This window comes from Cupriavidus sp. Agwp_2 (genome assembly GCF_040784895.1).
Classification (GTDB): domain Bacteria; phylum Pseudomonadota; class Gammaproteobacteria; order Burkholderiales; family Burkholderiaceae; genus Cupriavidus.
In genome coordinates this window covers 608,799-629,457 of record NZ_CP088083.1, presented here as the reverse complement: position 1 = coordinate 629,457, position 20,659 = coordinate 608,799, and the positions used below count along the sequence as shown (strand labels likewise).

Sequence of the window (20,659 nt, the reverse complement as noted above, 5' to 3'; positions counted from 1 at the left end):
CCTTGCACATCAACTCCCACCTCGTACAATGGTTGACGTTTACGTAAACGGAAATACCAGCAAGATCAAAGGAGACAACCCACAATGCAAATCCAAGACAACGTATTCATCATCACCGGCGGCGCCTCCGGCCTGGGCGCCGGCACCGCCCGCATGCTCGCCGAAGCCGGCGCCAAAGTCGTCATCGCCGACCTCAACGAGCAAGCCGGCCAAACCCTCGCCACCGAACTGAACGGCCAATTCATCCGCTGCGACGTCACCTCCGAAGCTGACGGCCAGGCCGTGGTCGCCGCCGCCCAGGCACTGGGCCGCCTGTCAGGCATCATCAACTGCGCCGGCATCGCCACCGCCAACAAGACGGTCGGCAAGAACGGCCCGCATCCGCTGGATGCCTTCGACAAGACCGTCCGCATCAACCTGATCGGCACTTTCAACATGATCCGCCTGGCCGCCGCCGCCATGGTCCAGAACACCCCCGACAGCGAAGGCGAGCGCGGCGTGATCATCAATACTGCCTCGGTGGCCGCATTCGATGGCCAGATCGGACAAGCCGCCTATGCGGCCTCCAAGGGCGGTGTAGTCGCCATGACCCTGGCCATCGCCCGCGACCTGTCCCGCGACGGCGTCCGCTGCATGACCATTGCCCCGGGGATCTTTGAAACGCCCATGCTGCTCGGCATGCCGCAGGAAGTGCAGGACGCCCTCGGCAGGATGGTGCCGTTCCCCCCGCGCCTGGGCCGCCCGGCCGAATACGCCAAGCTGGCACGCGCAATCATCGAGAACACGATGATGAACGGTGAAGTGATCCGCCTCGACGGCGCGATCCGGATGCAGCCGAAGTAACAGGCAGCGGCCGCTCAGCCCGGCAGCAGCATCACCAGCATCAGCCCCGGCGCCGCCGCCGGCACCAGCGTCAGCTGCTCGAACTGCAGCGCCCCCAGCTGCGGGTGCCGGAACCCCCGGCGCCCGCCCTCGCGGTCTTCCACATCCTGCGACAGCCAGGCATCACGGAAGGCCGCGCTCTCCCCCATCAGCCCATCGATCAATGCGCGCGTCGGCGCCTCGTCGGCGTGGCGGATGCTGTGCGCGCGGAATTCGGCCACCAGCCGCGCGGCGCGGTGCGGCCAGTCTTCCACCAGCGCCTGCAGCACCGGCGACAGGAACATCGCGCGCAGCAGGTTGCGCTCGCCACTGGCGGCATCGAGCCAGCCGGTGAACAGCCGCGCCGCTGCGTCGTTCCAGGCCAGCGCGGTCCATTGCCGGTCGAGCAGGTAAGCCGGGCCGGCGATCGCATCCACGCTGGCCAGCACGGTCGCCGGCACGGTTTCGTCGGCGGCCTGCTGCGGGTCACGGCGTCCGGCCAGTTCGAACAGGTAGGCGCGTTCGGCGCGCGACAGCCGCAGCGCCGCTGCCAGGCTGGCTAAAGCGCGCGCCGACAGCGAAACCGGACGGCCCTGCTCCAGCCATGTCACCCAGGTAGCGCTCAGCCCCGCCAGTTGCGCCACCTCTTCGCGCCGCAAGCCAGGCGTACGGCGGCGGCGGCCCGGCGCAAGCCCGACGTCGGCGGGCGCCAGCCGCTCGCGGTGCGCGCGCAGGAAGGCACCCAACACGGCTTCACGGGTAGATTGCGCGGGGAATTCGGAGATGGGAGCGGAGGCTGACATCACAGGCTGGTGGCGCTTATACCAGGATAAAAGGATAACTTGTACCGGGAATACGAGCCGCCTACAGTATGCCGAACCCGCCTCGCGGGCAACCCTCTCCACAAGAAAGGCCAAGGAGCCAGCCATGCAACAACAGGAACTCGTCGCCGCGCAGTTCGGCGCCGCCGCCAGCGCGTACCTCACCAGCGCCGTCCATGCCAGCGGCGCCGACCTGCAGCAACTGAAGGACGAACTGGCCGCGCTGATCCCGGAAGGCAACCGGCCGCGCAGCCGCGTGCTCGACCTCGGCTGCGGCGCCGGCCACGCCAGCTTTGCCGCGGCGGCGGTTGCAGGCGAAGTGACGGCTTACGACCTGTCGGCCGACATGCTGGCTGTGGTGGAAGGCGCGGCACGGGATCGGGGGCTGGCCAACGTTCGCACGCGCCAGGGCGCGGCCGAGCAACTGCCGTTTGACGACGCCAGCTTCTGCGCTGTGGTCTCGCGCATGAGCGCCCACCACTGGCGCGACGTCCCGGCGGCGCTGGCCGAGGTGCGCCGCGTGCTCAAGCCGGGCGGCAAGGTGGTACTGATCGATATCGCCGGGTCCGACGATCCGTTGCGCGATACCTGGCTGCAGTCGGCCGAACTGCTGCGCGATCCGTCGCATGTGCGCGACTACACGCCGGCCGGCTGGCGCGCACTGTTCGAGGCGGCGGGCTTTGCCGCGCCGGGCGTCAGCGTATCCGAGCCGTGGCGCATCGGCATCGAGTTCGAAAGCTGGGTCCAGCGCATGCGCACGCCGCCCGTGGCGGTGGCGGCAATCCGCCACCTGTGGCAGGTCGCGCCGGCCGAAGTGCGGGAGCACTATCGGATCCAGGCCGACGGGAGCTTTGAACTGGAGGCGGTGATGGTCACCGCGCGCTGACCGCCCACGAAGCCAGCGTTCAGGCTGCGGCGTCCATCCCGGGCGCCTCGGCGCGCAACGTCAGGCGCCGCACCAGCGCCCACACCGCCGCCGCGGCCGGCGACAGCGAGCGGTCCTCCCGGCAGACCATGACAATGCTGCGCTCCTCGCGCGGCACCAGCGGCCGCCACACCAGGGGCGACGCCGCCGGCAGCGGCAGCGAGAACGAAGGCAGCACCGAGGCGCCGATGCCGGCCTCGACCATGCCAAATACGCTGGCCGAGTGCCCCAGCTCCTGCACCACCTGCGGTGCCACGCCGTGGCGGCTGAAGATGCGGTCGATCAGCGGCCGGCTGCCCGAGGCAAAGTCCAGCAGCACCAGCCGCATGCCGTGCAGCGCCGACCATGGCACCGACGGCGACTGCGCCAGCGGGTGGTCGCGCCGGCACACAAAGCAGAACGGGTCAGTCGCCACCGGCTCCACCACCAGCCCTTCACGCACCAGCGGATCGATCAGCACGCCGAAGTCGACCGCGCCGGCCCGCACCTGCTCCAGGCCGTCAGCCTGCACGTTGTCGCGCACCGTCAGGCGGATATCGGGATATTGCGCGGCACAGGCAGCCACATACATCGGCATCAACCGCGCCGAAATGGTCGGAGCTCCGGCTATGACTACACGACCCCGATAGCGTTCACCTAACTGACGCGTCTCTTCCAGGGTATCGTCGAGCTGGTTGAGCAGGCGCTCCAGGGCAGGCACCAGGGCATGGCCGGCGTCGGTCAACACCACCTCACGCGTGGTCCGGTCCAGCAACCGTACGCCAAGTGCCTCTTCCAGCTCTGCCACGCCCCGGCTGACCGCCGGCTGGGTCAGGCCGACCAGGTCGGCGGCGCGGCTGAAGCCGCCGCTGCTGGCCACCGCCAGGAAGACGCGCAGCTGGCGTAGTGTGTAATTCATGCAACGACCGGATAAATAGATTCTATAAATGAATTTGCATTCTAGACCCGGCTGGCGTCCAATACTAGGCAAAACCCTAACCAACCGCAGTCATGTCCCGTCTTTTTGCCAAGCTCAAGAAACTCTATGACCTGATCGACGGCTTCGTCCTCATCATGCTGACCGCCATCGCGATCGCCCTGGCGGCCCCGGAAATCGGCACCGGCAAGGGCCCGCTGCACCTTGGCGTGGTCACCAGCGTGGGCGTGGCACTGGTCTTTTTCCTGCATGGCGCGGCACTGTCGCGCGACAAGCTGGTGGCGGGCGCCAAGAACTGGCGCCTGCATGCGTTCGTGCAGTCGTTCACCTACGTGGTGTTCCCGGTGGTCGGCGCGCTGCTGATGCTGGCCCTGCACAACACGCTGCCGCCGGACCTGCTGCTGGGCGTGTTCTTCCTGTGCGCGCTGCCTTCTACGGTGTCGTCGTCGGTGGCCATGACCTCGATGGCGCGTGGCAATGTGTCGGGCGCGATCTTCAACGCCACCATCTCGGGCCTGATCGGCATGCTGGTCACGCCGCTGCTGATGGGGCTGGTGATCAGCGCCAGCGGCGCGTCGATGCCGCTGGGCAAGGCGCTTACCGGCGTGGCGCTGCAATTGCTGCTGCCGTTCGCGCTGGGCCAGCTGCTGCGTCCGCTGATCGGCAACTGGCTGGCGAAGAAGAAGCAGATCACCACCAAGATCGACCGTGGCGTGATCGTGCTGATCGTCTACTCGTCGTTCTGCGATGCCACCGCCGAAGGCCTGTGGCACCAGTACCAGTGGCAGACCATCGGTGCGGTGATGCTGATCGCCGCGGTGCTGCTGTTCGTGGTGCTGGGCTTCACCACGCTGACCGCGCGGCGGATGGGGTTCTCGGTCGAGGACGAGATCACCGCGGTGTTCTGCGGCTCGAAGAAGAGCCTGGCCAACGGCATCCCGATGGCGAAGATCCTGTTTGCCGGCCATCCCGCGCTGGGGCTGCTGGTGCTGCCGCTGATGGTTTATCACCAGTTGCAGCTGATCGTCTGCTCGGTGATCGCCGCGCGCTATGCCAATCGGGATGCGCTGCTGGAGGATCGCGCGGCGGCGCGGGCGTAAGGTGCCGCAGTCGTAAAAAAACCGGGGCAAACCCCGGTTTTTTTGTGTCCGTTCCGATCACACCGACGGATTCTTCGACAACGGCGGATTCTTCGCAAAATACGCCTTGATCCCACGCAGGATGGCATTCGCCAGCTGCTCCTGGTGCGCGCTGTCGTTGAGCTTGCGCTCCTCGGCGGGGTTGCTGATAAACGCGGTCTCGATCAGGATCGACGGGATATCCGGCGCCTTGAGCACCGCAAACCCGGCCTGCTCCACACTCCCCTTGTGCAGCCGGTTGATGCCGCCGATCTCGCCCAGCACGGACTTGCCGACCTGCAGGCTGTCATTGATCTGCGCGGTGGTGGACAGGTCCAGCAACACGCGCGCGACCTGCGCATCCTTGTTGCCCATGTTGGCGCCACCGATCAGGTCAGCGGCGTTTTCCTTGTTGGCCAGCCAGCGCGCCGCGGAACTGGACGCGCCACGCTCGGACAATGCGAACACCGACGCACCATTGGCCTCCGGCGACAGGAAGGCATCCGCGTGGATCGACACGAACAGGTCGGCCTGCACCCGTCGCGCCTTCTGCACGCGCACGTTCAATGGCACGAAGAAATCCGCATCGCGCGTCATCATCGCGCGCATATTGGGCTGGGCGTCGATCTTGGCGCGCAGCCGGTGCGCGATCTGCAGCACCACGTCCTTCTCGCGCGAACCAGCGGCGCCGATCGCGCCGGGGTCTTCGCCGCCGTGGCCGGGATCCAGGGCCACCGTCAGCAGGCGGCGCATCTTGAACGGGCGCTCGGCAGTCGGGTTGTCGCGCGCGACCGGCGGCACCACGGGGGCATCCGGCTTCGGCACCATGGGGGCCGACGGCCTGGGCCGGGCGGCAACCACCGGGGGTGGCGGCGCAGTCGTGGCCGGCACGTCGCCCTTCTCGTCGAACTTGCGCACCAGCGCGCCGATGGCATCTTCCTCGGCGCCAGCCGGGGCACCGGCAATGCTGTCCGGACCCGGCGCGGGGTCCGAGGTGGCGAAGCGGCGCTGCTTGTCCTCGGTGTCGCGCACCAGTTTCCACAGCGGGTCGGGCGGGTTGACCGGGTACAGGTCGAACACCAGCCGGTTGCGGTAGGTGCCGATCGGCAACAGCGTGAACACCTGCGGCGCCACGCTCTCCTTCAGGTCGAACACCATGCGCACCACGCGCGGGCGGTTCTGGCCGACGCGCACGGTCTGGATATAGGGGTCGTTGGGGGTGATCTTGGCCACCAGCTCGCGCAGCGTGGGCGAGAGGTCCAGGCCATCGATGTCGACCACCAGCCTGTCCGGATCGCGAATCATCTGGTGCACCGCAGACAGCGGCGCATCGGATTCGATGGTGACGCGGGTGTAGTCCTCGGCCGGCCACACGCGCACCGCGACGATGCCGGCGCCGAACGCGATCTGCGGGCCGGCGAGCGTCAGCACGGCCGTGCCCGCGCCCAGCTTCAGTGCCTGCGCCATCCATTTGCGGCGCGCCTGCAGCAGGCCGTCGGGTCCATCGGGGCGGTCGGTGGCAAGTCGCTTGATCAGCATGCGTTCAGCAAGGTAAGTCCAGTGTGAGTATAGGCGCGCAACGTCGCGATTCGTCGCTCCCCGGCATCGTTTTCGCTGTCGTCCGGCGGTGTCATGTCCGATTGGAGCAACACATGCAGGTCGGGTTCCCCGAGCAGCCGCCCCGCCTTCTCCGGCCATTCGACCAGGTTGAAGGCAGGTTCGGCAAAACAGTCGCGGAAACCTGCGTCTATCCACTCCTCCGGATCGGCGAAGCGGTACAGGTCGAAGTGGTAGACCGTCAGCGGCGAGCCGTCGGCGCGGGCCACCTCGTAGGGCTCGCACAGCGTGTAGGTGGGGCTGCGGACCTTGCCCGCATGGCCGAGCGCGCGCAGCACCGCGCGCGACAGCGTGGTCTTGCCGGCGCCAAGGTCGCCGGACAACTGCACATGCACCGTGCGCGGCGGCATGGCCTGCACCGTGGCGGCCAGCGCGGCGCCCAGGCGCGCGGTGGCGGCTTCGTCGGGCAGCGTCAGGGTGCGTTCTTCGAGCAAGGGCATTGCGTACAATTCAGGGATGATCGACCCAGCAGTCAAGCCGCCGGCCAGCGCGCCAGGCGCGCATAGTGTTCCCGCAAGCGCTCCAGGGCAATCCGGCCAGGCCGGCCAGGCCAACCCCGAGGAGCTGGCGGCGCTTGCGGAATCTATCCGCGAATGGGGCGCCGCGCTGGGTTTTGCGTCGGTGCGCATCGCCGACGTCGATCTTGGCCACGCCGAGCCGGGGCTTCTGGCATGGCTGGAGCAGGGTTATCACGGCGACATGGATTATATGGCGAACCACGGCTTGCGGCGCGCCCGTCCGGCCGAACTGGTGCCGGGCACGGTACGCGCCATCGTCGCGCGCATGCCCTATGTCCCTGCTGCCGAAACCCCACCGGGCGCGCCCGACTGGCGCCGGCGCGAACTGGCGCGGCTGGGCGATCCGGCCACGGCGGTGGTGTCGCTGTACGCGCGCGGCCGCGACTATCACAAGGTCCTGCGCAGCCGTCTCCAGCAGTTGGCCAGCCGGATCGAGGCCGAAATCGGCAAATTCGGCTACCGTGTCTTCACCGATTCCGCGCCGGTGATGGAAGTGGCGCTGGCCAGCCAGGGCGGACTCGGCTGGCGCGGCAAGCATACGCTGCTGCTCGACCGCGACGGGGGCTCGATGTTCTTCCTGGGCGAGATCCTGGTAGATATCCCGTTGCCGGCCGATGCGCCCGAACCGGGCCACTGCGGCAATTGCCACCGCTGCCTCGACATCTGCCCCACGCGCGCCATCGTTGCGCCCTACCGGCTCGATGCGCGCCGCTGCATCTCCTACCTGACCATCGAGCACAAGGGCCCGATCCCGGCCGAATTCCGCGCGCCGATGGGCAACCGTGTCTACGGCTGCGACGACTGCCAGCTGGCCTGCCCGTGGAACAAGTTCGCGCACGTGGCCAGCGTGCCGGACTTCGATGTGCGCAACGGCCTGGACGCGCCCGACATGGTGGCGCTGTTCCAGTGGACCGAGGACGAGTTCAACCAGCGCCTGGAAGGCAGCCCGATCCGGCGCATCGGCCATGAGCGCTGGCTGCGCAACCTGGCGGTGGGACTGGGTAACAGCCTGCGCGTGGCGCTGTCGGGCACGCGCGCGGAAGACGCGGCACTGGCCGCGCGCATCCGCGCCGCCTTGCAGGCGGCGCGCGAGTCCGCTTCGCCTTTGGTGCTGGAGCATATCGACTGGGCGCTCGCGCAGGGCGAGCCGGCACGCACTGGCTGACCGAATTTGGCTGACCGAATCTGGCTGGCCGGACCTCGCTGACCGGACCTAGCTGACCAGCGCCAGCCACAGCGGCGTGGTGACGATGGCCGCCACCGTCATCACAGAAATCGTCGCCGCCACCATCGGCCCGTTGCCGCCCATCCGCACCGCCAGGATATAGGCGCTCGACGCGGTGGGCAGCGAGGCATAGAGCACCACGATCTGGTACTGCAGCGCGGTCAGCGGCAGGTGCCGGCCCACCAGCCAGGCCACGCACGGCATCGCCAGCAGCTTGACCCCGGTCCACCATGCCACCGGCCCGACCGTGCCGGTCGCCCCGCTCATCTGCAAACCGGCGCCCACCGTCATCAGCCCCAGCGCGGTCGAGGCCGAGCCAAGCCGGTTCAGCGTCATCGCCACCACCTCGGGCGGGTGCAGGCCCAGCAGGTTGGTCACGAGGCCGCCGGCCGTGGCCAGGATCAGCGGGTTGCGCGCCAGCTCCTTCCACAGCGCGGTCTCGCCGTGCCGGGCCAGCGCCCACACCGCCGCCACGTTGCACAGCGGCACGGTGCAGCCGACGATCACCGCCATCAGCGCAAGCCCCTCGCTGCCGCCGAGGCGCGATGCCAGCGCCAGGCCGATGTAGGAATTAAAGCGGAAGGCGGTCTGCAGGCCCGAGGCAAAGCTCAGCGCATCGGGCTTCAGCACCCATTTGACGGCGTAGCCGGCTGCCATGCCCACGGCCATCGCCAGCAGCGCCAGGCCCAGCATCGCCGAGGTCGACGAGAAATCGAAGACGGCGGCATTGGTCGACTGCAGCAGCAGCGCCGGGAACAGCACAAAGTAGACCAGCCGCTCCACTCCGCCCCAGAAGGCGCGGTCGAACGGGGAATAGCGCACCAGCAGCCAGCCGATCAGGATCAGGCTGAAGTCAGGCACCAGCAGGAGAGCAGAAGACATTGTCGTTGTTGTAATGGCGAGGGCACGGCGTGGTAGCTGCCCGGCCTCCGGTCGCGATTCCGGCCGGATGTGGGATGGAAATACGGCCGACGTGCGGGAATGTGCAGACTAGGGCAGATACGGATAGGTATTTTTCCAGATTTAGGTCAGCATGGCATGCCTAGTTGTACGTCCTGCCGCCATGTTGTCCCGCACCCGTTCCGCGCCGCCAGGCCCGGACACCCACCTTCGCTCCCGTTCACGCGCTGGCCTTCACACCGGCCTGCGCTCGCGCGCGGCCGCCCTGCTGGTGATGCTGTGCGCCACCACCGCGGCCGGCGCGATGCCGGCGCGCGCGATCGAGATGGAGGGGATCCGCTTCGATGACGCCGCGCGCGTGGGCGGCAAGGAACTGCAACTCAACGGCACCGCGCTGCGCGCGCGCTTCCTGACCAAGGGCTACGTAGCCGCGCTGTACCTGCAGGAAAAGGCCCGCAACGCGACCGTGGTACTCGGCACGCCCGGCGCCAAGCGGCTACAGTTGCGCATGCTGCGCGAGGCCGAACCGCCTGCCTTTGCCCGCGCCATCCGCCAGGGCATCCGCGACAACCACAGCGAATCCCAGGTGCAGGGGCTGTCCGCGCGGCTGGTGCAGTTCGAGCGCACCCTGGGGGAGGTCGGCAACGCGCACAAGGGCGACGTGATCAACCTGGACTTTACCCCGCAGACGGGCACGGTCGTCGCCATCAACGGCACGCCGCGCGGCCGCCCGATCCCCGGCGAAGACTTCTACCAGGCCGTGCTGCGGGTGTTCCTGGGCGACCGCCCGGTCGACCCGGACGTCAAGCGCGGACTGCTCGGCGGCTGACAGGGCCGCATTCTTTTACGCTGCCGCCGCCGTGCCTTTACCTGTGGCACCGCGACGGTTTCTTTGCTTCCGGGCAGCACCCTGCCCGGATTTCTGACGGGAGACATGATCTCATGCAAGCTGGCAAACTCGCCCTGACCCTGGCCCTGGTCGCGGCCACCACCACGGCGCACGCCCAGAGCTTTCCGACCAAGCCGATCCGCCTGATTATTCCGTTCGCACCGGGCGGCACCACCGACATCGTCGGCCGCGGCGCCGCCGACCAGATGAGCCGCATCCTGGGCCAGCCGGTGGTCGTGGAAAACCGCGCCGGCGGGGGCGGCTCGATCGGAGCGGACGCGATCGCCAAGGCGGCGCCGGACGGATACACCATCGGCATCTCGACGGTGTCGACCATGGCCGTGAACCCGGCCTGCAACCCCAAGCTGTCGTACGACCCGATCAAGGACTTCAAGCCCATCACCAACCTGGCCAACGTGGCCAACGTGATCGCGGTGAACCCGAACTTCCCGGCCAAGACCTACAAGGAATTCCTGGCCGTGCTGAAGGCCAACCCGGGCAAGTACTCGTACGCGTCGTCGGGCACCTGCGGCTTCGGCCACATGCTGGGCGAGCAGTTCAAGGTATCGACCAAGACCTTCATGGTCCATATCCCGTACCGCGGCGCGGGCCCGGCGCTGAACGACGTGCTTGCCGGCCAGGTGCCGATCATGGTGGACAACCTGCCGTCGTCGATGCCCTATATCAAGGCCGGCAAGCTGCGCCCGCTGGTGGTGGCCTGGAACAAGCGCCTGGACTCGCTGCCGGACGTGCCGACCTTCGGCGAAATGGGCCTGAAGGAGCCGAACGACCCGGCCTGGTACGGCCTGGTAGCGCCGGCCGGCACGCCTGACGACGTCATCAAGAAGCTGAACGACGCCGCTGTCAAGGCGCTGCAGGACAAGGGCTTCCAGGAGCGCCTGCGCACCGCCGGCGCCGAGCCATCGGGCAATACGCCGGCGCAGCACGCGGCCGAGATCAGGAAAGAGTTCGACAAGATGAAGAACCTGGTGAAGGTGCAGAACATCAAGCTGGAGCAATAAATCCGGCTGCAGCACTTGCCGCTGAGGCCGCCGCCAGGCGGCCTTTTTTCTTGCCAACGCAAAAAGCACTAAAATCCAGCATCCGCCCCAGTTCGACCGCCATGCCTGCCACTTACGATGCCATCCTTTCCGCCCCGTTCGGCAAGGTCGGCGTGCGCACGGACGGCACGCGCATCCGGGCCATCGTGTACCTGCCCGCGCACGTCGAGGCACGCGCGCCGGCCGATGCGCTGACGCGCCAGCTCGTGGCCCGGCTCGAGGCCCAGCTCGACGCGTACTACGCCAACCCCGACGCCCCCTTCGACCTGCCCCTCGCTCCGGCGGGCAGCGATTTCCAGCAGCAGGTCTGGCAGGCGATCGCCGCCGTGCCGCGCGGCGCCACCACCACCTACGGCACCATTGCCGGGGCCATCGGCGCGATGCCGCGCGCGGTGGGCCAGGCTTGCGGCCAGAATCCGTTCCCGATCGTGATCCCCTGCCATCGCGTGGTCTCGGCCCGCGGTATCGGCGGCTTCTCCCATCATGCCGAAGACGGTTTCTACCTCGACGTCAAACGCTGGCTGCTGCGCCATGAAGGCGCCATGCTGATATGAGTGCCGCCGCACCGGTGGCCGCACCGCCAGATCTTGCCGCGGCTCCCAGCGATGCCGACGCGGCGCTGGTCGGCCGCTTCTGCGACGCGCTGTGGCTGGAAGACGGCCTGTCGCAGAACACCATCGACGCGTACCGGCGCGACCTGACCTTGCTGGCCCGCTGGCTGCGCCACGACGGCCACGGCGAGCTGCCGGGCGTGGACGACAGCGTGCTGTCGGCCTATTTCAGCGCACGCCACACACAGACGCGCGCGTCGTCGGCCAACCGGCGGCTGGCGGTGTTCCGGCGCTTCTACCAGTGGGCGTTGCGCGAACACATCGTCGAGGCCGATCCCTGCCTGCTGCTGCGCCCCGCCAAGCAGCCGCCGCGCTACCCCAAGACACTGACCGAGGCGCAGGTCGATGCGCTGCTGGAAGCGCCCGACACCGGCACGCCGCTGGGCCTGCGCGACCGCACCATGCTGGAGCTGATGTATGCCAGCGGCCTGCGCGTGTCCGAGCTGACCCAGATGAAAACCATCGAGATCGGCCTGAACGAGGGCGTGGCGCGCGTGGTCGGCGGCAAGGGCGACAAGGAACGGCTGGTCCCGTTCGGCCAGCAGGCCTCCGACTGGCTGCGCCGCTACCTCGCCAGCGCCCGTCCCGCGCTGCTGGCCGGGCGCGCCTGCGACGCGCTCTTCGTCACGCAGCGCGGCGAAGGCATGACGCGCCAGGCGTTCTGGCACCTGATCAAGCGCCATGCGCGCGATGCCGGCGTGCATGCGCCGCTGTCGCCGCACACGCTGCGGCACGCCTTCGCCACGCACCTGCTCAACCACGGCGCCGACCTGCGCGTGGTGCAGCTGCTGCTCGGCCACGCCGATATTTCCACCACCCAGATTTACACCCACGTCGCACGCGAACGCCTGCGCGAGCTGCACCAGCAGCACCATCCGCGCGGCTGAGCCATACCGAGCCCTTCCAGACCGGCATCCACGCCATCAGCAAGACATGAGCAAGAACAAGCACGTCTCCGAAACCCCCGCCACCCAGTTCCTGCGCAAGCAAGGCGTGGCCTTCGGCGAACACCCCTATGAATACGTCGAGCACGGCGGCACCGGGGAATCGGCGCGCCAGCTCGGCGTGGCCGAGCACGACGTGGTCAAGACCCTGATCATGGAAGACGAGCGCGCGCAGCCGCTGGTGGTGCTGATGCACGGCGACTGCTCGGTCTCCACCAAGAACCTGGCGCGCCAGACCGGGCGCAAGAGCGTGCAGCCGTGCAAGCCCGACGTGGCGCAGCGCCACAGCGGCTACATGGTCGGCGGCACCTCGCCGTTCGGCACGCGCAAGCGCATGCCGGTGTATGTGGAGGCCACCGTGCTGGAGCTGGAGCGCATCTACATCAACGGCGGCCGGCGCGGCTACCTCGTCAGCCTGGACCCGAAACTGCTGCCGGGTCTGGTCGATGCCAAGCCGGTGGAGTGCGCGCTGCCTGACTGAGGCGCGGGCGCCTCGGGTGCGCAGCAGCCGCCACCCGGCGCCACGCGCGTGGCGGCCGCACCTGCCAATCCGGGAAGTCACGGACGTGGTGAAGGCGCCGCCGCGCTACAATCCCGCCAGCTTGAAAACACCCCACTGCACATGGCTAACCTGCCTAACCTGATTTTCGCCCTCGCCGCCTACCTGATCGGCTCGATTTCCTTTGCTGTTGTCGTCAGCAAGCTGATGGGGCTGCCGGACCCGCATTCGTACGGCTCGGGCAACCCGGGGGCGACCAATGTGCTGCGCACCGGCAACAAGAAGGCCGCGATCCTGACGCTGATCGGCGATGCGCTCAAGGGCTGGCTGGCGGTGTGGCTGGCGGCGCGCTTCGGGCCGGCCTACGGGCTGACCGAGACCGGCCTGGCCATGGTGGCGCTGGCGGTATTCCTGGGGCACCTGTTCCCGGTCTACCACCGCTTTGCCGGTGGCAAGGGCGTAGCGACCGCGGCGGGCATCCTGCTGGCGATCGATCCCATCCTGGGCCTGGGCACGCTGGCCACCTGGCTGATCATTGCGTTCTTCTTCCGCTACTCGTCGCTGGCAGCACTTGTGGCGGCGATCTTCGCGCCGTTCTTCTACGTGCTGATGAATGGCGTGGACGCGATGACCGGCGCCATTTTCGTGATCAGCGTGCTGCTGATCGCGCGCCACCGGCAGAACATCGCCAAGCTGCTGGCCGGCAAGGAAAGCCGGATCGGCGAGAAAAAGAAGGTCTGAGCGGGTTACACTGCCAGCGCACTCGCCCGCCGCGCGATCCCGCGCCGGGCCCTGCCCCGGCGGGTCTTCCCCGCCCGTCCCATCGCGGCCGGCCGCGTACCGGCCCGTCCCAGGAGACGCACGCCGATGAGCGAAGCGCTTTGCTTTCTTTCCGCCGCTGAACTGCAGGCCCGCATCCGCCGCAAGGACATCTCGCCGGTAGAGCTGATGGAAGCGGTGCTGGCCCGTGCCGCAAGGCTGCAGCCCGAGCTGAACTGCTTCATCACGCTATGCGCCGACGAGGCCATGGCCGCCGCACGCGCCGCCGAGCAGGAGGTGATGGCTGGCCGGCCGCTGGGTCCGCTGCACGGCATCCCCTTCACCGCCAAGGACATCGTCAACACGCGCGGCGTGCGCACGACCTTTGGCGCAGTGCCGATGCGCGACAACGTGCCGGTCGAAGACGCGGTCTCGGTCGCCCGCCTGCGCGCGCATGGCGCGATCCTCGTCGGCAAGACCACCACGCCGGAGTTCGGCTCCAAATGCCTGACCGATTCGCCGCTGTTCGGGCGCACGCGCAATGCCTGGCACGCGCAGCGCACCAGCGGCGGCTCGAGCGGCGGCGCCGCGGTGGCAGTGGCGAGCGGCATTGCACCGCTCGCGGTGGCGACCGACGGCGGCGGCTCGACGCGCATCCCGGCGGCCTGCAACGGCGTGGTCGGCATCAAGCAGAGCCAGGGCGTGATCCCGCACAGCCAGGCGCAGGACCTGTTCGGCAACCAGACCTATGTCACGCCGACCACGCGCACGGTCATGGATACCGCGCTGATGATGCAGGCGATGGCCGGAGAGCATGCGTGCGATCCCTGGTCGCTGGGCGTGCCTGCCGCCGACTACGTGGCCGCCGCGCAGCCGCACGGCGACCTGCGCGGCGTGCGCATCCGCTATTGCCTGGCACCGCCGGGCCGCACGGTGGCCGCTGACGTCGCCGCGGCGTTCATGGCAAGCCTGGAGCGATTGCGTGAGCTTGGCGCGGTGCTGGAGCCGTTCTCGGGCGAAGGCTTTGAGGTCGAGCCGATCTGGCGCGCGATCAACCATACGGTCTGGCGCACCCGCTTCGCGCCGATCGTGGCGCAACACCGCGATGCGCTCAGCGCCACCTTCGTGCGGCAGGTTGAATCGGCCGCGCACTTCACCGGCATGGAATACCAGCAGGCCATGTTCGAGCGCTCGAAGCTGTTCCTGCGCGTGCAGGACCTGCTGGCCGATGCCGAGTTGCTGGCCATGCCCACGCTCACGCGCACGGCCTTGCCGATCGACCAGGACCTGTTCGGCCAGATCGAGATCGACGGCCAGCAGTACGACAATGTGCGCGCGTGCTGGTTTCCGTGGACCATGCCGTTCAACATGACCGGCCATCCGGCGATCAGCCTGCCTTGCGGCTTTGGCGAGGATGGCCTGCCGATCGGCCTGCAACTGGTCGGCCGGTTCCGGCGCGATGCCGACCTGCTGCGTGCCGCGGCGCTGTACGAGGCCGCGCACGACTTTCGCAACAGGTGGCCCGCGTTGCCGTGAGCCCCGCCCTGCCCGGCCAACTTCCATCGATCCTGACTGCCATGACTGCTGACTCCCGTTTCGCACGCGGCCTGCTGGCCGCACTGACCACCGCGGCCGCCGCGGCCGCCCTCGTCGTCGCGGGCCCGGCCCTTGCGGCTGATGCCGAACCGATGCATATCATCGTCGGCTACGCCCCCGGCGGCGCGGCCGACAGCCTGGCCCGCCTGTACGCCGAGCAATTGCGCCAGGACGGCCACGGCACGGTGGTCGTCGAGAACCGGCCGGGTGCGTCGGCACGGCTGGCGCTGGACTATGTGAAGCGCGCCAGGCCGGATGGCAAGACCGTGTTTATCGGCCCATCGCCGCTGTTCACCATTTTTCCGCTGACGTACAAGAAGCTGGGTTACGACGCCGACAAGGACCTGGTGCCGGCGGCGGTGCTGACCGACGTGCCGACCGTGGTGGCCGCCGGGGTGCAACAGCCCTACCGGAACATGAAGGAATACCTGGAGTGGGCCAAGCGCAATCCTTCGGGCGCGAGCCTGGGCCTGGCGACCATCGGCAGCGCCGGCCACCTCGGCACGGTCGCTTTGGGCAAGGCGGCAGGCATCGCGATCACGCCGGCCGCCTACCGTGGCGCGGCGCCGATGCTGGTCGACGTGATCAGCGGCAACGTGTCGATCGGCTGGGATGCGGTGGCGAGCATGATGCCGCTCTACAAGGGCGGCAAGCTGCAGTTTTTGGGCGTCAGCGGCACGCGGCGGGCCAAGGCGCTGCCTGACGTGCCGACGATGAAGGAGCAGGGGTTCAGCCAGTATGACTATGCGACCAGCTGGTATGGGGTGTTTGTGCCGGCTGGCACGCAGCCTGACGTGGTCGCCAAGGTTGAGAAAATGTTTATTGCCGCGTCGGGCAATGCTGCTACGGCTGCCAAGCTGGAAGCGCTGGGGCTTGAGGTCGTGGCACGCCCGGGGCAGGAGGCGAAGCGCAGGATCCAGGTGGAGCGGGCTGCATGGAAGCCGATTGTTGAGGCTACGGGGTTCGTGGCGGAGGATTGAGGGGTCTCGCTCTCTCGCTCTCTCTATCGTTCTCTTTATCGCTGCGGCGGGCATCTGGTAGCTATTTGATATGCCCGGGTTTCGCCCCTGAAGGGGCGAGTCACTCGGCGATAGCGCCAAGCGAGCGCAGCGATGCGTGCCGTGCCAAGGCCCCTGACCTGAGATGCTGCCGGCGCGCAGCGCAGCCGTAGGCGTTCCTGCGTTGCCCCCGGTAGCAGGGTCCACCAACCCTCTGGGCTCGTTCAACCAGCATGTCCATCCCTGCCACCATGGTGCACCCCTGCGGCAGGCAGTCTTGCTTTGCGAGGAAGGAGAGCCCCGTACGAAAGCCCTCGCACACTACGATAAAAGTGGCCGCCCGCCCAGGGCAATAAACGCGCTTTCTGGTGACTCTTTGTCGCTCGGACAAAGAGTTACCCGCCCTTCAGGGCGGAACCGGGCATATCAAATAGCTACCAGATGCCAAGCCGCAGCGAGACCGAGCCACATCCATCAAGCCACCACCCCAAAAACCATCTCAACCCTGAACCCACCCCCGTCGGCATTGACCAGATTGAGCTTCCCCCCAGCCTGCCGCACCAGCCGATCCACGATCGCCAGCCCCAACCCGGAATGCGCATTGCCGCCCCGAGCGGGATCGAGCCGCACGAACGGCAATGTGACGCGCTCCTTGTCCTCTTCAGGAATCCCGGCCCCCTGGTCTTCGACCACCAGCACGTAACCGTCAGCCGTACGCGTCGTGGCGATGCAAACAGGCGGCTTGCCATAGGCATAGGCATTGTCAACCAGGTTGCCAATGATCCGGTCCAGCTGCGTGGCAATCATGCGGAACCCGTCCCCCGCACCCAGCGACAACACTACCTGCCGTTCCTGCTCGGCAAGCGAAGCCGCCAGTTCGTTGACCCGCCGGTCCACCGGCACCGGCCGTGCCGTCGACTCGCTGGTCTGCGCGAAGCTCAAGAACTGCTCAACGATCGCCTGCATCGAATCCACATCACGCGTGACCCCCGCCGCGGCCTTGGGGTCGGACATCATCTCCGCGCGCAGCCGCAGCCGCGCCAGCGGCGTCTTCAGGTCATGCGCGATGCCCGCCAGCATCGTATTGCGCTCCTGATCGATGCGCGCCAGGTCAGCCACCATACGGTTGAAGCGCTCGATCAACTGCCTTAGCTCACGCGGCCCGCGTTCGCGCAAAGGCGGCACCTCGCGCTGCCGCGACAGCAGCTCGGCGGCGTTGGCCATGTCCCGGACAGGGCGCTGCAGTTGCCAGGCGATCAGCAGCGCGAATATGATCGCCACGCCCACCACCAGCATCACGCCCGGCACCAGGCGGTTATCGGGCGGCGGATTGTGGACCCAGAGGATCGGCATGGCGATCCAGTCGTCGCGGCTGGGCAGCTTGATCCAGATGCGCGGCGTGGTCTCGTCTTCCAGCCGGATCTCCGTACCCTGCGGCAACCGCGAGATGAACTGTTCGACCAGGCGGCGCGAGCGGCCGCCCTTGGGCGCGGTGGCGTGCTCGTCGGCGCTGGCGGTATCGGCGGTCTCCACCAGGCTGGGCAGCTTCGCCGGCGGGCGCGCATCGAGCGCGCGCTCGATGCTGTCGAGCTGGAACAGCATCTGCTCCACGGAATAGTCGACCTGCTGCTGGCGCCGGTCCATGCGCAGGATGGCCAGCCACGAGAAGTGGCTGATCACGAGCACGGCCGCGATCAGCAAGGCAATGCGGCCGAACAGGGTGTCGATACGTCGCAACTTCATCGGGAAGCAGGCTCGGGTGGCACGCGGCGGCACGTCAAACGATAAAACGGCCGGCCGCCGCGGGCTTTAGTCGGAAAGCTCGGCGGGAATTTCTTCCGCTTCGTCGGGCACGAAGGTGTAGCCGCGGCCGCGCACGGTCTGGATATAGCGTGGCCGCTGCGCGTCTTCATCCAGCAGCCGGCGCAGGCGCCAGATCTGCACGTCGATGCCGCGGTCGCTGATGCCGCTGGCGCTGCCGTACATCAGCTCGACGATGCGCTCGCGCGACAGCACTTCGAGCGGATGCATCAGCAGCAGCTTGAGCAGCGCGAATTCGGTGTCGCTGATCGACAGCGTCTGGCCGGCGCGGGTCAGCGTGCGCTGGCGGAAATTGACGCGGAACGGGCCGAAGGCGACCGATTCGCGGTCCTCGGGCGCCGCGGCCGGGCGGGCCAGCTTGCGGCGCAGCACCGCGTTGATGCGCGCCAGCAGCTCGCGCGGCGAGAAGGGCTTGCCGAGATAGTCGTCGGCGCCGATCTCCAGGCCGACGATGCGGTCGATCTCGTCGCTGCGGGCGGTGAGCAGGATCACCGGGATGTCGTCGTTCTTGGCGCGCAGGTTGCGCAGCGCGGTCAGGCCGTCGACCTTGGGCATCATCAGGTCGAGCACGATCAGCGCGGGCCGTTCGCGCTCCAGGCGCGCCTGCAGGCCGTCGCCGTCGTGCAGTACCGAGACGGCAAAGCCCTGCTGGGTCAGATACTCGCGCAGCAGGTCGCGAAGTTCGGGATCGTCGTCGACGACGAGGATCTGGGTAGGCTGGTTCGTTCGCATAGGCACATGATAGTCAGCCCGGGCGGCGCACATGCCGGATCGGCCGGGCGGTTTTGTTTCTGGAGGTTACACCTGGGGCGCTGGTAATCCTCTGTAATAAAAGCGCCGGGCGCCGAAATACGGGCGTCCGCGCCCGCACATTATCCTTGCCGCATGACTTGCCGTCGGCGCCGTCCCATGCGCGCTGCACGGCACTCGCCGGCACGCCGGCGGCCTTTGGGTGCGTTGCCCCCACGGCCGGCCGGTGCCCATTGCGTTGCGGCATACTGCTGCATCGTCACTTGCCAGCAGAACACCACGGCGCGCCGGGCGCGCCGTTCCCAGGATTGCGGACATGTCCAACCCCGAACAAGGCCAACCTAACCCCTCCCCGTCTTCCCGTCCGCCCCTGCCGCCCGGCGGTACCCCGCCCCGCAGGAACCGGCGCCGGCTGTATGCCGGGCTGCTGGTGCTGCTGCTGGCCGGGGGCGGCTGGTACTGGTATGCCCACCGCGGCGACGCGCCCAAAGGCACCGCAGGCGGCCCGGGCGGCGCCAGCGGGCCTGGTGCAGGAGGTCCTGGCGGTCCCGGTGGCCCTGGTGGCCCTGGTGGCCCCGGCGGACGCGCCGGCATGCCGCGCTCGCCGGTGGTGGTCGCCACGGTGGCCCAGCGCGACATGGACGTGGTCCTGAACGGACTGGGCAACGTGACCCCGGTTTCGAACGTGACCGTGCGCGCGCAGGTTTCCGGCCCGCTGCTGAAGGTGCTGTTCAAGGAAGGCCAGATGGTCAAGGCCGGCGACGTGCTGGCCGAGATCGACCCGCGCCCGTTCCAGGCCGCGCTGGACCAGGCCGTGGGCCAGCTGGCGCGCGACCAGGCGCTGCTGCAGAACGCGAAGCTGGACCAGCAGCGCTACCGCACCCTGCTGGGCCAGGATTCGATCTCCAAGCAGCAGGTCGATACCCAGGACGCGCTGGTGCGCCAGTACGAGGGCGTGGTCAAGACCGATCAGGGCAACGTCGCCAACTCGCGCCTGCAGCTGGGCTACACCAGGATCGTGGCGCCGGTGTCGGGCCGCATCGGCCTGCGCCAGGTCGATCCGGGCAACATCGTCAACACCAGCGACACCAACGGCATCGCGCTGATCACGCAGATCCAGCCGATCGCCGTGATGTACACCATCCCCGAGGACAACCTGCCGTCGGTGCTGAGGAAGCTCAATGCCGGCGAAAAGCTGCCGGTGCAGGCCTGGGACCGCCAGGTGCGCAACCAGCTGGGCGAAGGCACGCTGCTGACCACCGACAACCAGATCGACACCACCACCGGCACGGTCAAGCTCAAGGCGGTCTTCCCCAATGAAGACGGCATGCTGTTCCCGAACCAGTTCGTCAACGTGCGCACGCGCGTCGACACGCTCAAGGACGCCACCGTGATCCCGGTGGCGGCGATCCAGCGCGGCCAGCAGGGTACGTTCGTCTACACCGTGGACGACGCCAACAAGGTCAAGGTGCAGGTCGTCACCCTCGGGCCCGGCGACGGCAGCCGCAATGCGGTCCTCAAGGGCCTGGAGCCCGGCCAGCGCGTGGTGGTGGATGGCGCCGACCGGCTCAAGGAAGGCATGACGGTCGAGACGGTCGACCCGGCCGCGCGCGCCGCGGCCACGGTGCCGGCGAGCCAGCCGCGTGGGCGCGGCCGGCGCAACCGCGATGGCGCCGGCGGGGGTGGCGCCAGCGGTGCGCATGGCGACGCCAGCGCTGCGGCAGCGGCTGGCGCATCTGGCGTGGCAGGCGAGCATCGCCGCCATCGCGAAGGCGGCGCCAGCGCGCCCAGTGCGGAAGGCCCGCGCCGCCAGCAGCAGCAGCAGTAAGG

Annotated in this window: 20 protein-coding genes; 13 read left to right on the top strand and 7 right to left on the bottom strand. The window is 68.3% G+C overall.

The features are described 5' to 3' along the window. Positions 1 to 84 precede the first annotated feature (84 nt). Positions 85 to 843, top strand: a complete 759-nt coding sequence (locus LPA45_RS02930) for a 3-hydroxyacyl-CoA dehydrogenase (protein WP_116317230.1) — start codon at positions 85 to 87, stop codon at positions 841 to 843. A gap of 14 nt (positions 844 to 857) precedes the next feature. Here the strand turns inward: LPA45_RS02930 and LPA45_RS02925 are convergent, their stop codons facing one another. After that, on the bottom strand, positions 858 to 1,664 hold the full coding sequence (locus LPA45_RS02925; RefSeq protein ID WP_116317229.1) for a helix-turn-helix domain-containing protein: 807 nt from the start codon (positions 1,662 to 1,664) through the stop codon (positions 858 to 860). A 124-nt stretch (positions 1,665 to 1,788) separates the two neighbouring features. On the opposite strand from LPA45_RS02925, the gene LPA45_RS02920 reads away from it, so the two are divergent. Then, positions 1,789 to 2,568, top strand: coding sequence for a class I SAM-dependent methyltransferase (locus tag LPA45_RS02920; RefSeq protein ID WP_116317228.1), 780 nt, complete (start codon positions 1,789 to 1,791; stop codon positions 2,566 to 2,568). 19 nt (positions 2,569 to 2,587) lie between these two features. Here the strand turns inward: LPA45_RS02920 and LPA45_RS02915 are convergent, their stop codons facing one another. Further along, on the bottom strand, positions 2,588 to 3,505 hold the full coding sequence (locus tag LPA45_RS02915; RefSeq protein WP_116317227.1) for a LysR family transcriptional regulator: 918 nt from the start codon (positions 3,503 to 3,505) through the stop codon (positions 2,588 to 2,590). A 92-nt stretch (positions 3,506 to 3,597) separates the two neighbouring features. Between LPA45_RS02915 and LPA45_RS02910 the strand changes: the two genes are divergently transcribed. Next, positions 3,598 to 4,623, top strand: a complete 1,026-nt coding sequence (locus tag LPA45_RS02910; RefSeq protein WP_116317226.1) for a bile acid:sodium symporter family protein — start codon at positions 3,598 to 3,600, stop codon at positions 4,621 to 4,623. A 57-nt stretch (positions 4,624 to 4,680) separates the two neighbouring features. Here LPA45_RS02910 and LPA45_RS02905 read toward each other — a convergent pair whose 3' ends face one another. Continuing rightward, the gene (locus tag LPA45_RS02905) at positions 4,681 to 6,180 is read right to left on the bottom strand and encodes an N-acetylmuramoyl-L-alanine amidase (RefSeq protein WP_116317225.1); all 1,500 of its coding nucleotides are present in this window, start codon (positions 6,178 to 6,180) and stop codon (positions 4,681 to 4,683) included. Further along, positions 6,174 to 6,698 (bottom strand): tRNA (adenosine(37)-N6)-threonylcarbamoyltransferase complex ATPase subunit type 1 TsaE, encoded by a 525-nt coding sequence (gene tsaE, locus LPA45_RS02900; RefSeq protein ID WP_116317224.1) that lies wholly within the window; start codon positions 6,696 to 6,698, stop codon positions 6,174 to 6,176. Before tsaE ends, LPA45_RS02905 begins: the two co-directional genes overlap by 7 nt. 16 nt (positions 6,699 to 6,714) lie before the next feature. Between tsaE and queG the strand changes: the two genes are divergently transcribed. Then, entirely contained in the window at positions 6,715 to 7,941 is a 1,227-nt protein-coding gene (queG, locus tag LPA45_RS02895; RefSeq protein WP_233527945.1) for a tRNA epoxyqueuosine(34) reductase QueG, read from the top strand. Positions 7,942 to 7,989: 48 nt separating this feature from the next. Here the strand turns inward: queG and LPA45_RS02890 are convergent, their stop codons facing one another. Next, positions 7,990 to 8,883 carry an AEC family transporter gene (locus LPA45_RS02890; protein ID WP_116317222.1) on the bottom strand — a complete coding sequence of 298 codons (894 nt, stop codon included), beginning with the start codon at positions 8,881 to 8,883 and terminating at the stop codon, positions 7,990 to 7,992. Positions 8,884 to 9,064: 181 nt separating this feature from the next. Between LPA45_RS02890 and LPA45_RS02885 the strand changes: the two genes are divergently transcribed. From LPA45_RS02885 to LPA45_RS02850, 8 genes are all read left to right on the top strand, one after another. After that, the gene (locus LPA45_RS02885; protein ID WP_116317221.1) at positions 9,065 to 9,730 is read left to right on the top strand and encodes a chalcone isomerase family protein; all 666 of its coding nucleotides are present in this window, start codon (positions 9,065 to 9,067) and stop codon (positions 9,728 to 9,730) included. A gap of 113 nt (positions 9,731 to 9,843) precedes the next feature. Beyond that, positions 9,844 to 10,812, top strand: a complete 969-nt coding sequence (locus LPA45_RS02880) for a tripartite tricarboxylate transporter substrate binding protein BugE (protein ID WP_116317220.1) — start codon at positions 9,844 to 9,846, stop codon at positions 10,810 to 10,812. Positions 10,813 to 10,913: 101 nt separating this feature from the next. Further along, positions 10,914 to 11,405, top strand: coding sequence for a methylated-DNA--[protein]-cysteine S-methyltransferase (locus tag LPA45_RS02875; RefSeq protein ID WP_116317219.1), 492 nt, complete (start codon positions 10,914 to 10,916; stop codon positions 11,403 to 11,405). Then, entirely contained in the window at positions 11,402 to 12,349 is a 948-nt protein-coding gene (gene xerD, locus LPA45_RS02870) for a site-specific tyrosine recombinase XerD (protein ID WP_116317218.1), read from the top strand. The genes LPA45_RS02875 and xerD overlap by 4 nt, the downstream gene beginning before the upstream one ends. A 46-nt stretch (positions 12,350 to 12,395) precedes the next feature. Then, complete coding sequence (locus tag LPA45_RS02865; protein WP_116317217.1) at positions 12,396 to 12,887, top strand: aminoacyl-tRNA deacylase; 492 nt, start codon at positions 12,396 to 12,398, stop codon at positions 12,885 to 12,887. A 150-nt stretch (positions 12,888 to 13,037) separates the two neighbouring features. Continuing rightward, positions 13,038 to 13,646 carry a glycerol-3-phosphate 1-O-acyltransferase PlsY gene (plsY, locus tag LPA45_RS02860; protein ID WP_116317824.1) on the top strand — a complete coding sequence of 203 codons (609 nt, stop codon included), beginning with the start codon at positions 13,038 to 13,040 and terminating at the stop codon, positions 13,644 to 13,646. Positions 13,647 to 13,772: 126 nt separating this feature from the next. Continuing rightward, entirely contained in the window at positions 13,773 to 15,200 is a 1,428-nt protein-coding gene (locus tag LPA45_RS02855) for an amidase (protein ID WP_116317216.1), read from the top strand. A gap of 41 nt (positions 15,201 to 15,241) precedes the next feature. Continuing rightward, on the top strand, positions 15,242 to 16,240 hold the full coding sequence (locus LPA45_RS02850) for a tripartite tricarboxylate transporter substrate binding protein (protein WP_233527944.1): 999 nt from the start codon (positions 15,242 to 15,244) through the stop codon (positions 16,238 to 16,240). A 492-nt stretch (positions 16,241 to 16,732) separates the two neighbouring features. Here the strand turns inward: LPA45_RS02850 and LPA45_RS02845 are convergent, their stop codons facing one another. Both LPA45_RS02845 and LPA45_RS02840 read right to left on the bottom strand, forming a co-directional pair. Continuing rightward, positions 16,733 to 18,001, bottom strand: coding sequence for an ATP-binding protein (locus LPA45_RS02845; RefSeq protein WP_116317215.1), 1,269 nt, complete (start codon positions 17,999 to 18,001; stop codon positions 16,733 to 16,735). Positions 18,002 to 18,067: 66 nt separating this feature from the next. Then, positions 18,068 to 18,811, bottom strand: a complete 744-nt coding sequence (locus LPA45_RS02840) for a response regulator (protein ID WP_116317214.1) — start codon at positions 18,809 to 18,811, stop codon at positions 18,068 to 18,070. A 334-nt stretch (positions 18,812 to 19,145) separates the two neighbouring features. Here LPA45_RS02840 and LPA45_RS02835 point away from each other — a divergent pair, with 334 nt between their 5' ends. Then, positions 19,146 to 20,657 (top strand): MdtA/MuxA family multidrug efflux RND transporter periplasmic adaptor subunit, encoded by a 1,512-nt coding sequence (locus LPA45_RS02835; protein ID WP_116317213.1) that lies wholly within the window; start codon positions 19,146 to 19,148, stop codon positions 20,655 to 20,657. Positions 20,658 to 20,659: the final 2 nt, after the last annotated feature.

What these genes read in the sequence shown, in the direction of transcription:
- LPA45_RS02905 (WP_116317225.1), bottom strand. Translation starts at nt 6,180, where the DNA reads ATGCTGATCAAGCGACTTGCCACCGACCGCCCCGATGGACCCGACGGC.
- LPA45_RS02915 (WP_116317227.1), bottom strand. Translation starts at nt 3,505, where the DNA reads ATGAATTACACACTACGCCAGCTGCGCGTCTTCCTGGCGGTGGCCAGC.
- xerD (WP_116317218.1), top strand. Translation starts at nt 11,402, where the DNA reads ATGAGTGCCGCCGCACCGGTGGCCGCACCGCCAGATCTTGCCGCGGCT.
- LPA45_RS02880 (WP_116317220.1), top strand. Translation starts at nt 9,844, where the DNA reads ATGCAAGCTGGCAAACTCGCCCTGACCCTGGCCCTGGTCGCGGCCACC.
- LPA45_RS02920 (WP_116317228.1), top strand. Translation starts at nt 1,789, where the DNA reads ATGCAACAACAGGAACTCGTCGCCGCGCAGTTCGGCGCCGCCGCCAGC.
- LPA45_RS02875 (WP_116317219.1), top strand. Translation starts at nt 10,914, where the DNA reads ATGCCTGCCACTTACGATGCCATCCTTTCCGCCCCGTTCGGCAAGGTC.
- LPA45_RS02910 (WP_116317226.1), top strand. Translation starts at nt 3,598, where the DNA reads ATGTCCCGTCTTTTTGCCAAGCTCAAGAAACTCTATGACCTGATCGAC.
- LPA45_RS02845 (WP_116317215.1), bottom strand. Translation starts at nt 18,001, where the DNA reads ATGAAGTTGCGACGTATCGACACCCTGTTCGGCCGCATTGCCTTGCTG.
- LPA45_RS02930 (WP_116317230.1), top strand. Translation starts at nt 85, where the DNA reads ATGCAAATCCAAGACAACGTATTCATCATCACCGGCGGCGCCTCCGGC.
- LPA45_RS02865 (WP_116317217.1), top strand. Translation starts at nt 12,396, where the DNA reads ATGAGCAAGAACAAGCACGTCTCCGAAACCCCCGCCACCCAGTTCCTG.
- LPA45_RS02840 (WP_116317214.1), bottom strand. Translation starts at nt 18,811, where the DNA reads ATGCGAACGAACCAGCCTACCCAGATCCTCGTCGTCGACGACGATCCC.
- LPA45_RS02885 (WP_116317221.1), top strand. Translation starts at nt 9,065, where the DNA reads ATGTTGTCCCGCACCCGTTCCGCGCCGCCAGGCCCGGACACCCACCTT.
- tsaE (WP_116317224.1), bottom strand. Translation starts at nt 6,698, where the DNA reads ATGCCCTTGCTCGAAGAACGCACCCTGACGCTGCCCGACGAAGCCGCC.
- LPA45_RS02925 (WP_116317229.1), bottom strand. Translation starts at nt 1,664, where the DNA reads ATGTCAGCCTCCGCTCCCATCTCCGAATTCCCCGCGCAATCTACCCGT.
- LPA45_RS02855 (WP_116317216.1), top strand. Translation starts at nt 13,773, where the DNA reads ATGAGCGAAGCGCTTTGCTTTCTTTCCGCCGCTGAACTGCAGGCCCGC.
- LPA45_RS02835 (WP_116317213.1), top strand. Translation starts at nt 19,146, where the DNA reads ATGTCCAACCCCGAACAAGGCCAACCTAACCCCTCCCCGTCTTCCCGT.
- LPA45_RS02850 (WP_233527944.1), top strand. Translation starts at nt 15,242, where the DNA reads ATGACTGCTGACTCCCGTTTCGCACGCGGCCTGCTGGCCGCACTGACC.
- queG (WP_233527945.1), top strand. Translation starts at nt 6,715, where the DNA reads ATGATCGACCCAGCAGTCAAGCCGCCGGCCAGCGCGCCAGGCGCGCAT.
- LPA45_RS02890 (WP_116317222.1), bottom strand. Translation starts at nt 8,883, where the DNA reads ATGTCTTCTGCTCTCCTGCTGGTGCCTGACTTCAGCCTGATCCTGATC.